The organism is Allobosea sp. 2KB_26, assembly GCF_052115715.1.
In the GTDB taxonomy this organism is placed as follows: Bacteria; Pseudomonadota; Alphaproteobacteria; order Rhizobiales; family Beijerinckiaceae; genus Allobosea.
In genome coordinates, this window is the sequence record NZ_JBFRHE010000003.1 from 73,050 (window position 1) to 84,272 (window position 11,223).

Below are 11,223 nucleotides of genomic sequence, written 5' to 3' on the forward strand. Positions count from 1 at the left end.
TCGGCGACGATCTGAAGGCGAATGTGGGGCGTGGTGCACGATTGAAGATCGCGGCATCCTGCTTTTCGATCTACGCCTTCGAGGCGCTCAAGATGGAGCTGTCAAAGGTCGAAAATCTTCAATTTATTTTTACTGCTCCAACCTTCTTACCCACGGAGATGACCGGTCGCTTCAGTAAGGAGCGGCGGGAATTCTTCATCCCCAAGTCAACGCGCGAGCGAGGCCTGTACGGAACTGAGTTCGAAATTCAGCTCCGCAACAAGCTAACGCAGCGTGCAGTAGCCCGCGAATGCGCCGACTGGATCCGCAAAAAGGCCCGCTTCCGGTCGAACACGACCAGGGCGCCGATGCAACAGTTCATCCATACAGGAGCGGAAGCTGGCGACGTCGCTTACATGCCGATCAGCGGCTTCACCGCCGTCGACCTGGGCTATCAGAAGGGTGACGCAGTCTCGAACCTTGTGACCCGCATCGACGATGCTGCACACACACAGGTCTATCTTCAGCTGTTCAATCAGATCTGGAACGACGAAGAAAAGGTTAGCGACGTCACCGCCGCGATTTGCGACCATATCGAGTCCGTCTACCAGGAGAACTCACCCGAGCGGATCTACTTCCATATCCTCTACAATCTCTTCCAGGATTTCCTCGAAGAGGTCGATCAGGACGCGCTGCCGAACGATCTGACGGGCTACAAGGACAGTCTCGTCTGGAACAAGCTGTTCAACTATCAGCGGGATGCGGCGACCGGCATCATCAATAAGTTAGAAATGCACAACGGCTGCATTCTGGCGGACAGCGTCGGACTCGGCAAAACGTTCACAGCGCTAGCGGTGATCAAATATTATGAGCTGCGCAATCGGTCGGTCCTGGTCCTTTGCCCGAAGAAGCTCGCCGACAATTGGCGAAACTACAACACCAACCTGACCACGAACATCTTTGCGAAGGACCGCTTCAACTACGACGTCCTCAGTCATACGGATCTCTCCCGTACGTCGGGAGACTCGTTCGGCATTCCGCTGAATCGAGTCAACTGGGGCAACTACGATCTGGTCGTCATCGATGAGTCGCACAATTTCCGGAACAACGACGTCTTCAAAGATCGGGAAACGCGCTACCAGAAGCTGATGGACAAGGTCATCCGCGCCGGCGTGAAGACCAAGGTTCTGATGCTTTCGGCAACGCCGGTGAACAACCGGTTCAACGACCTGCGTAATCAGCTTGCGCTGGCCTACGAGGGCGATTCCGAAAACCTCAGCCGCAAACTGAAAACCAACACCGGGATCGAGGAGATTTTCAGGCGTGCCCAGAAGGCGTTCAACGCCTGGTCGGATCTTCCGCCCCACGAGAGAACCGCCACTGCGATCCTCAAGGCGCTCGACTTCGACTTCTTCGAGATGCTGGATGCGGTGACGATCGCCCGGTCGCGCAAGCATATCGAGACGTTCTACGACACCAAGGATATCGGGAAATTCCCGCAGCGTCGAAAGCCGCTTTCGTACCAGTGCCCGATCACCCATCGGTCGGACGTGCTCGGCCTCAACGACATCTTCGGCAGCCTGTCGGTGCTCAAGCTCGCCGTCTACGCTCCGATCAGCTACATTCTGCCGAGCCGGCTTCGGAAGTACGAAGAAATCTACGACACCCAGGTCGAGGGCGGTCGCGGCAAGCTGCGCCAGGCTGACCGCGAACGGAGCCTTCAGGCTCTCATGACCACCAACCTGCTCAAACGGTTGGAGAGCTCGGTCGAAGCATTTCGTCTCACCTTGCACGCTCTGAGCAGCAATATCGCGCAGACGCTCCAGGCGATCGAATCGTATGAACGTACGGGTGCCGCCACTAGCGTGACCGACCATCTCGGCGATCCCAGTTTCGATCCCGACGACGACGACCTGAACGGGCTCGACGAGTTCACGGTCGGAAAGAAAATCCAGATCAGCCTGTCGGATATGGACATTCCGTCCTGGAAGCACGACCTCGCCGCGGATCTCGCTGTGATCCGCGACCTGATCGCCTCAATGGACAAGGTGGGGCCTGATGATGACGCCAAACTGCAGCATCTGAAGGACGTTATCACCCGCAAGGTCGTCGACCCGCTCAATCCCGGGAATCGAAAGGTTCTCATCTTCACCGCCTTTGCGGATACGGCGAAGTACCTCTACACCAACCTGGCGACGGCCTTTCTGCAGTCGCACGGCCTGCACTGCGGCATGGTCACCGGCTCCGACGCGCCGAAGAGCACGCTGAAAAAGAGCTACGACTTCCAGTCCCTGCTCACGCTGTTCTCGCCCCGCGCGAAGGAAAAGCATCTGATCCTGCCGCACGAAACCGGCGAGATCGACATCCTCATCGGTACGGACTGTATCTCAGAAGGTCAGAACCTTCAGGATTGCGACTATCTGATCAACTACGACATCCACTGGAACCCGGTGCGGATCATTCAGCGGTTCGGGCGCATCGACCGTATCGGGTCTCCGAACTCGCAAATCCAGCTCGTCAACTATTGGCCGGAAATCTCACTGGACGAATACATCAATCTCAAGGAGCGCGTCGAAAACCGCATGATGATCGCCGACGTCACAGCGACCGGCGACGACAATGTGCTGACGGCCAAGAGCAGCGACATCGCCTACCGGAAGGAGCAGCTGAAGCGCCTCCAGGAGGAGGTAATCGAGCTGGAAGATGTGCGGACCGGGATCTCCATCACCGATCTCGGCCTCAACGATTTCCGCATGGATCTTCTGAACCACATCAAGGAGCACGGCAACCTTGAGCACCTGCCCAACGGCATGCATGCGGTGGTGCCGGCGCAGCCGGCGCTCGGGCTCAAGCCCGGTGTGATCTTCGCGCTGAAGAACATCCACGACAGCGTGAACATCAACCAGCAGAACCGGCTACACCCCTATTATCTCGTCTATGTCGGTCACGACGGTGCGGTCATCATCGACCACACCGAGGTGAAGCGCTTGCTCGATCTGATCCGCACGAGCTGCAAGGGCCAGGCGGAGCCGATCCGGGCGGTCTGCCAGCTGTTCAATGAGCGGACGCAGGATGGTCGGAAGATGGAGCACTGCTCCGCGCTTCTGAGCGCGGCGATCCGCTCGATGATCGAGGTGAAGGAAGAGAAGGACATCGACAGCCTGTTCAGCGGCGGGCGGACCACGGCGCTCGTCCACACCATCGCCGGGCTCGACGATTTCGAGCTGATCGCCTTCCTCGTGATCGAGGAGGGGGCGGCATGACCGCGGCCTTCTTCGACTATCCTAAGGCAGCCGCCTTTGGCCGCGTTGTCCCCAAAAGCCGCATCTATGAGCATGCCGGCGTCGGCACGGCGCTGAAGGACCTGTTCGTCACCCAGGTCGATCAGATCGTTTGGAAGCACAAGCTGGCGCCGGAGACCATGAACCTCGCGGCGACGAAGGGCGTCTACGAGATCCAGGTGTTCGGCATCAGCCTGCGTACCGGTAAGCTCGACGAAGAGGTGCTGCGCGCGATTGACCGCGCGATCCCGTTCCCCTTGATCTTTGAACTCAGCTGGTCAGGGAAGCGGAAGGCGGTGGCCGCCTTCAAGCGGCCGAGCGATGCCGATTCCACCAAGTGGGTTGTTAGCGCTTATTTCGCGACCGATTGGGCCCCCGACGACGCACCGCGCCGGCCGCTACCGGTCACGCTCAATCTTGGCGGGCTCTACGACACCCTCCTCACGGCCTTGATGCCGAAGGCGACTGCTAAAGGTGAACAGTCCGGCGAGGACATCCAGGCGCGTGTGGCGCGGATGGAGGCGATCCGGGCAAAGACGCGGGAGGTGGACCGGATCAAGGCCCGGCTTGCCCGCGAGAAACAATTCAACAAGCGCGTGGCGATTAATGCCGAGCTGCGCGCCGCGCGGCAGGAACTGGAGCGCCTCTCCGGGGGCGATCCCGTCAGCGTTGCGACGAGTGAGTAAGGGAATGACAATGGACAAGCTGAAGATGCACAGCCCTGACCTGAGCCAAGAGAACACCGCGAAGATCCGCGACCTGTTCCCCGGCTGCGTGACCGAGGCGCGCGATGAGGCGACGGGGCAGCTGCGTCTGGCGGTCGACTTCGACCAACTGCGTCAGGAGTTGAGCGGTCACATCGTTGAAGGGCCCCAGGAGCGCTATCGGCTGGACTGGCCAGGGAAGCGAGAGGCGTTGGCGCTGGCGAATGCGCCGATTGCAAGAACTCTCCGCCCAGCACAGAACGAGAGCAGCGATTTTGATACCACCAATAATCTGCTTATCGAAGGCGACAATCTTGACGCTCTAAAACTAATTCAAGAGGCCTATTTGGGTAAGGTAAAAATTATATACATAGACCCCCCATATAATACAGGAAATGATTATGTTTATGAGGACGATTTTGCAGAACATTCTCATGAATATTTAATTAGATCCGCACAGTCTGACGATTCCGGTCAACGTTTAGTTTCGAACCCCACGACAAATGGGCGCTTCCACTCTGACTGGCTGAGCTTCATTTACCCACGCCTGAAAAGGGCGCGAGACCTTCTTTGTGAATCGGGCGTGATTTTTATCAGCATAGATGATGGTGAGCTGGATAACCTGAAAAAAATATGCGACGAGATTTTCGGAGGCGAAAACTTCAAATCAAAGGTAGTTTGGCAAAAAAGATACACTAGAAGCAATAATACTGTCGACTTCACTACGGTCGCAGAGAATATACTTGTGTACGCACGCTCGGAAGATTTTGTGGTGAACCTTCTGGAACGATCGGACGAAGCCGATGCGCGATATACTAATCCCGACAACGACGCTAGAGGGCCTTGGAAAGGAGCTTCCTTCTTAAATCCAGCTAGACCCGAGGAGCGTCCGAATCTCTGCTATCCCATCACGAATCCAAACACCGGCGCTGTTACTCTCCCGTCTAGGAATGCTTGGCGCAGATCAAAAGCCGAATTCCAAAAGCTCCAAGCGGAAAATTTACTATACTGGGGAGCCGACGGAAGGTCGAATATTCCGTCAATTAAGATGTTTCTTTCCGGCGCTCGCGGATTGACCCCTATGAATTTCTGGGATCACAAATTTGCAGGAAATACTGATGACGGCAGTCGAGATTTCCACGATCTCATTCCAGAACGAGTATTTGAGAATCCGAAGCCCGTTCAGTTAATTGAGCGTGTGATTGAACACGGGTGTGGCCCCAACGATATCGTGTTGGATTTCTTTGCAGGCTCCGGCACTACTGCCCATGCTGTAATGAAGAAGAACGCCGAGGACGGCGGCAATCGACGCTTCATTCTCGTTCAAATTCCTGAGCAAGTTGATGCTCGAAGTGAAGCTCAACGAAAAGGTTATCACTCTATCGCCGAAATCACGAAGGAACGCGTTCGTCGTGCTGGAAAGAAAGTCCTGCAGGGCGAGTGCAACCCCGACTGGAATCGCGACGTTGGCTTCAGGGTGCTGAAGATCGACTCGTCGAACATGAAGGACGTATTTTACCGTCCGGACCAGATCGACCAAAACGACCTGCTGGCTGCGGTCGACAACATCAAACCTGACCGTAGCGCCGAGGACCTGCTGTTCCAGGTGCTCGTCGACTGGGGCGTGGATCTGACGCTGTCGATCCGACGCGAGACAGTGCAGGACAAGACCGTGTTCTTCGTTGACGGAAACGCGCTGGTCGCATGCTTCGAGACGGGCGTGACAGAGGAGCTGGTGAAGGAGCTTGCGGGCCGTGAGCCGCTGCGTGTCGTGTTCCGCGACAACGGCTTCGTCTCTGATGCAGTGAAGATCAACGTCGAGCAGGTCTTCCGCCAGTTGTCCCCTGGCACCGACGTCAAGTCGCTCTGAGGGGGCGGGCATGAAGCTGAAGTTCAAGGTCCAGCCCTATCAGACCCAGGCTGTGAACGCGGTCGTCGACTGCTTCGCCGGGCAACCGATGTCCAGCGGCATCACCTACCGGATCGACCCGGGCCGGAAGGCGCAAATGGGCGCCTTCGATGAGGGCTTCAAGAACGCAGACCTGGCGCTCACCGAGCTTCAGGTGCTGGCCAACATCAAGGATGTCCAGCGCCGCCAGAACCTGCCGGTCTCGGACAAGCTGGTCGCCAGCGCCGGGTGCAGGATCAACCTCGACATCGAGATGGAGACGGGCACCGGCAAGACCTATTGCTACATCAAGACGATCTTCGAGATGAACAAGCGCTACGGCTGGTCGAAGTTCATCATCATGGTCCCTTCGATCGCCATCCGGGAGGGCGTACACAAGTCGCTGCAGATCACCGCCGACCATTTCACCGAAAGCTACGGTAAAAAGGCGCGCTTCTTCATCTACAATTCCAAGCGCCTGCACGAGCTCGAGAGCTTCTCGTCGGACGCCGGCATCAACGTGATGGTCATCAACATCCAAGCGTTCGCGGCGCGCGGCGCCGACAACCGCCGCATCTATGAGGAGCTGGACGACTTCCAGTCGCGCAAGCCTATCGACGTCATCGCCAGCAACCGGCCGATCCTGATCCTCGACGAGCCGCAGAAGATGGAAGGCACGGCGACGACGGAGGCGCTGCCGAAGTTCAAGCCGCTCATGATCCTGCGCTACTCGGCAACCCACAAGACGCAGCACAACCGGGTTCACCGGCTCGATGCGCTCGACGCCTATAACCAGAAGCTGGTGAAGAAGATCGCCGTGCGGGGCATCCAGACGCGCGGGCTCGCCGGCACGAACGCCTATCTGTACCTTGAGGGGATCGAAATCTCGAAGAAGGCGCCGGTAGCGAGGCTCGAGATCGAAGTCAAGCTCGCGAGCGGCGAGATCAAGCGCCAGCTCAAGCGATTGGAGTTCCGCGACGACCTGTTCGTGGAGTCCGGCGAGCTGGACCAATACCGTGACGGCTTCACGATCTCCCAGATCGACGCTCGCAACGACACGGTGGAGTTCACCAACGGCCTTGCGCTTCGGGCCGGTGAAGCGACCGGCGATGTGTCTGGAAGCGATATCCGGCGTATCCAGATCCGCGAGACGGTCAAGGCGCATCTCGACAAGGAGAAGCAGCTCTTCGCCCAGGGCATCAAGGTGCTGTCGCTGTTCTTCATCGACGAGGTGGTGAAGTACCGCGATTACGCGCAGCCCGATGAGAAGGGCGAGTATGCCCGCGTGTTCGAGGAGGAGTACGAGCTTCTCAAGGCGGAGTATCTGTCTGAGCTGGCGATCGACAACGACGTCTACCGGAAGCACTTGTCGGGCATCGATGCGGCCAAGACGCACAACGGCTATTTCTCGATCGACAAGAAGACCAATCGGCTGAAAGACCCCGCAGTCGGGGCGCGGTCGGTCGATTCAGACGACGTCGACGCCTATGACCTGATCCTGAAGGACAAGGAGCGGCTGCTGTCCTTCGCTGAGCCCACACGCTTCATCTTCTCGCACTCGGCGCTGCGCGAAGGGTGGGACAATCCCAACGTGTTCGTGATGTGCATGCTCAAGCACAGCGACAACACCGTTTCGCGGCGCCAGGAGGTTGGCCGCGGGCTTCGGCTGTCGGTCGATCAACACGGCGACCGGATGGATAATCCCGCGGTCGTCCACGACATCAACGTCCTCACCGTCGTGGCCAGCGAGAGCTACAAGAACTTCGTGGCTGGCCTCCAGAAGGAGATCGCCGACACGCTGACATCCCGACCGCGCAAAGCGACCGAGCTCTACTTCACCGGCAAGACCATCGCGACCGAGACCGGCTCGATCGAGATCACGTCAGCAATGGCGAAGCAGATCTACCGCTATCTCGTGAAGAACGATTATTCCGACGATGCGGATCAGATCACAACTGCCTACCATCAGGCGAAGGAAGCCGGAGCGCTGGCGGCTTTGCCTGACGAGCTGAAGGCCCATACCGATCAGATTTTCCAGATCATCGACAGCGTGTTCAGCGATGCGCAACTGCCGAAGGTCGAGGACGGCCGGAAGCCGAAGACCAATCCGCTGAACGAGAATTTCGAGAAGAAGGAGTTCCAGGAGCTTTGGCGGCGCATCAACCAGAAGGCCGTCTATCGCGTCGAGTTCGATTCCGAAGAGTTGGTCCGCAAATGCGTGAGCGCCCTCGATAGCCAGCTTCGCGTGACGCCGCTCCAGTACACGGTGCAGACAGGGATCCAGGGCGATGGGCTGACCGATGAGCTGCTGAAGGCCGGCGACGGCTTTGCTTTGACTGGATCAACAACCGAGCGCGGCGGTTCGATCCATTCGCTCGTGAAGTACGACCTTCTCGGCAAAGTCGCGGAAAGCACCGAACTAACGCGAAAGACGGCGGCCGACATCCTGACTGGAATCCAGGCCAGCGTGTTCGGCCAGTTCAGGGAGAACCCGGAGCATTTCATCTCCGAGGCTTCCCGGATCATCGCCGAACAGAAGGCCACGATGGTTATCGAATTGCTCGCCTACGACGGTCTGTCAGAGCGGTACGACGTGGACATCTTCACGGCCAGCCAGACCGGGCAGGACTTCTCCAAGGCCAGCCCGAAACTCAATCGTCACGTCTACGACTACGTCGTCACGGACTCCGAAGTCGAGCGCAAATTCGTCAGTGAGCTCGATGCCAGTAGCGAGGTGGTGGTCTATGCGAAGCTTCCTCGCGGCTTCCTGATTCCAACGCCGGTAGGCGACTACAATCCAGACTGGGCGATTTCCTTTAAGGAAGGCAGCGTCAAACACATCTATTTTGTCGCCGAAACCAAGGGCACCATGTCCTCGATGAAGCTCCGTAATATCGAAAACACCAAAATTGCGTGCGCTCGGAAGTTTTTTGCGGAGATTGAGAGGCAAATTAAACCAAATCATATCAAGTATGATATTGTTACTAACTACAAGAGGCTATTGGATATTGTGGTGATGAGGTAGAATTTGAATTCTATAACAAGCATTAATGCCATCGATGGCGCTACACCCGGAGATCTTCTTGTCTCGAACACACAAATTAATTCGGTTCCTAAGCCGAATAGGCGCCAGCGCCGGGACCTCGGTTGATCCATCGGAATGGGCCAAAGACCGGCCGCGCCTCGGGGCGCATCTGCCTGGGGTAACCGCGGCGCGAGTGGCCTTCAATCGCTCTTCCGGACAGCGGCGAATGGTCCGACGCGCCAGCCGAGCTTGTCCTCGATGCGGTGCGCTGCCGTCTTCACCGCCGCGACGACATTCGAATGCTCCTCGTTGACGCGGAACTCGGGCAGGACGACCGAGACGGTGATCGGGCAGGCGCCGGCCTCGTCCAGTACAGGCGCGGCGATGCAGGCGACCGCATAGTCGGACTCGCCCGCCTGGATCGACAGGCCTGCGGCGAGCGCCTCGCTGGATTGAGCGAGCAGGATCGTGGGGTCGGTGACGGCGCGCCCGGTCGGCGAGGCCTTGGCACTCCTCCGGAACAGGGCTGCCCGCTCCGCCTCGTCCAGGCCGGCGACCAGCAGGCGGCCGGAGGCGGTCCAGTTCAGCGGCACGCGCGTGCCGACGCGCGAGGTGATGACGAAGTGCCCCGGGCCCTCGGCCATCGCCTCGACCACCATCATGCCGCCGTCGCGGCCGCAGATCTGGACGGTCTCGCCGACTTCGCGCGCCAGCACATGCATCTCGTGCGTCGCCACGGTGATGACCTGGAGATCGCGCGCATAGGCGAGGCCATAATGGTAGAGTCGGGGACCCAGCCAGACGCCGCCTTCGCCGGAGCGCGTCAGCAGGCTCTTGTCGAGCAGGTCCTCGACGATGGCGTAGACGGTCGATAGCGGCGCGCCGATCGCGCGGGCAACCTCATAGGCGGTCTGGGCTCGCCCCTCCTGCTGGAGATGGTCGAGGATCTGCACGGCGCGGTCGATGCCGCTGACGCGCGAACGCCGCTGCCCGGCGCGCTCGGGCTCGTCTTCGCGCGGCTGCGTCGTCGTGGCTTTCATGTCCGAGCTTTCGATACTGCCGCGCGATCACTCAACGGCGGTGCCTCCCGCGGTCTCCGTTGGGGCCTTGCGGACCGCGCTGCCTTGCCGGCCCCTTCGTCAACGCCAGGACAGCCCGTGGCTGTGCCGGACCAGCCGGCGCGGGCGCGGCACGTAGCGGCTGGCCGTGATCGCTTCCGCGCCGATCACCGCGTAGCGCGGCTCGAACAGCCGCGTCAGCTGCGAGACGTCGCCGTTCGAATCGGTCGCCTCGAGATCGCCGTCGACCAGATCGAAGATCGTGAAATCGGCCCTCTCGCCGATCGTCAATCGGTCCGTCATCGCGAGCTTGATCACCGAGGCCGGGGCGTGGGTCACCGCCTCGATGACGGCGTCGAAGGGCATGCCGACCGAGAGCAGCTTCGACATCGTCGTCGCGAGGTCCCAGACCGGGAAGTTCATGCAGCGGTTGTGCAGGTCCGTCGAGATCGAGAACGGCATCAGCCCGCGCTTGATCGCGGCCTCGGCCACCTTGAAGGAGAAGGAGGCGCCGCCATGACCGATGTCGAGGCGGACGCCCCGCGCGGCGCAGCGCTCGGCGAGGGTGAAGAGGTCTTCGTCCTCCATCAGGCTCGATCCCGCCTTGCCGTTGAAGCAGTGCGTGACGACGTCGCCCGCCCCCAGCGCCTCCAGCACCTCCTCGTAGAGGGCCGGCGGCTCGCCGACATGGACCATCATCGGCAGCTTCAGGATCTTGGCGATCTTCTTGCCGAGCTTGACCGGCGTCACGCCCCAGGAGCCGGTGATGACATGGCTCGCCCGGACCTTGATGCCGACGATATGCTCGCTGTTCTCCGCATAGCATTCGAGGATGCGGTCGAGGTCGATGTCCTTGATGTCGCGTAGTTCCGGCACGCGGTTACAGGCGACGAGCCCGATCGAGCCGAGATTGAGGAAGGCCTTGATCCGCTCGCGCGCCGGCTCGATGACATATTCGCGGAAGCCGTGGAAATTCGCCTCGCCGGCCGAGCCCGCATCGACCATGGTGGTGACGCCGCGCGCGGCCCCGCAATCGCTCGGCCTGAGCGAGATGTCGGTGCCGCCGTGCCAGACATGGACGTGCAGGTCGACCCAGCCGGGCGAGACGAAGGCGCCCTTGCCGTCGACGCGCAGCGCGTCGGCCGGTGCTGACAACGCCGGGCCGATCGCGGTGATGGTGCCATCGCCGCCGACGAGGATGTCGGTCGCCGCGGCGGGAATCGCCGGTCCGAAGGCGACCGGCCTCACATTCGCGATGAGGAGAGGTTGGCGGGTCACAGACGTCATC

General features: G+C 59.7%; 6 protein-coding genes. 4 read left to right on the forward strand and 2 right to left on the reverse strand.

Annotated elements, in window-relative coordinates; translation table 11 throughout:
* Nucleotides 1-41 precede the first annotated feature (41 nt).
* The 4 genes from AB4099_RS11175 to AB4099_RS11190 are packed head-to-tail and all read left to right on the forward strand — an operon-like array spanning nucleotide 42 to nucleotide 8,877.
* Nucleotides 42-3,242 carry a helicase-related protein gene (locus AB4099_RS11175; protein ID WP_441478119.1) on the forward strand — a complete coding sequence of 1,067 codons (3,201 nt, stop codon included), beginning with the start codon at nucleotides 42-44 and terminating at the stop codon, nucleotides 3,240-3,242.
* A complete protein-coding gene (locus AB4099_RS11180) occupies nucleotides 3,239-3,946 on the forward strand; it encodes a DUF4391 domain-containing protein (protein ID WP_441478120.1) in 708 nt (235 codons plus the stop codon). The genes AB4099_RS11175 and AB4099_RS11180 overlap by 4 nt, the downstream gene beginning before the upstream one ends.
* 10 nt (nucleotides 3,947-3,956) lie before the next feature.
* On the forward strand, nucleotides 3,957-5,834 hold the full coding sequence (locus AB4099_RS11185; protein WP_441478121.1) for a site-specific DNA-methyltransferase: 1,878 nt from the start codon (nucleotides 3,957-3,959) through the stop codon (nucleotides 5,832-5,834).
* A 10-nt stretch (nucleotides 5,835-5,844) separates the two neighbouring features.
* Complete coding sequence (locus tag AB4099_RS11190) at nucleotides 5,845-8,877, forward strand: type III restriction-modification system endonuclease (protein WP_441478122.1); 3,033 nt, start codon at nucleotides 5,845-5,847, stop codon at nucleotides 8,875-8,877.
* Nucleotides 8,878-9,077: 200 nt separating this feature from the next.
* On the opposite strand, the gene AB4099_RS11195 is transcribed toward AB4099_RS11190, so the two are convergent.
* On the reverse strand, nucleotides 9,078-9,917 hold the full coding sequence (locus AB4099_RS11195; RefSeq protein WP_441478123.1) for an IclR family transcriptional regulator: 840 nt from the start codon (nucleotides 9,915-9,917) through the stop codon (nucleotides 9,078-9,080).
* A 99-nt stretch (nucleotides 9,918-10,016) separates the two neighbouring features.
* Nucleotides 10,017-11,222: an amidohydrolase/deacetylase family metallohydrolase gene (locus AB4099_RS11200; protein WP_441478124.1), complete on the reverse strand. Its 1,206-nt coding sequence runs from the start codon at nucleotides 11,220-11,222 to the stop codon at nucleotides 10,017-10,019.
* Nucleotide 11,223 lies beyond the last annotated feature (1 nt).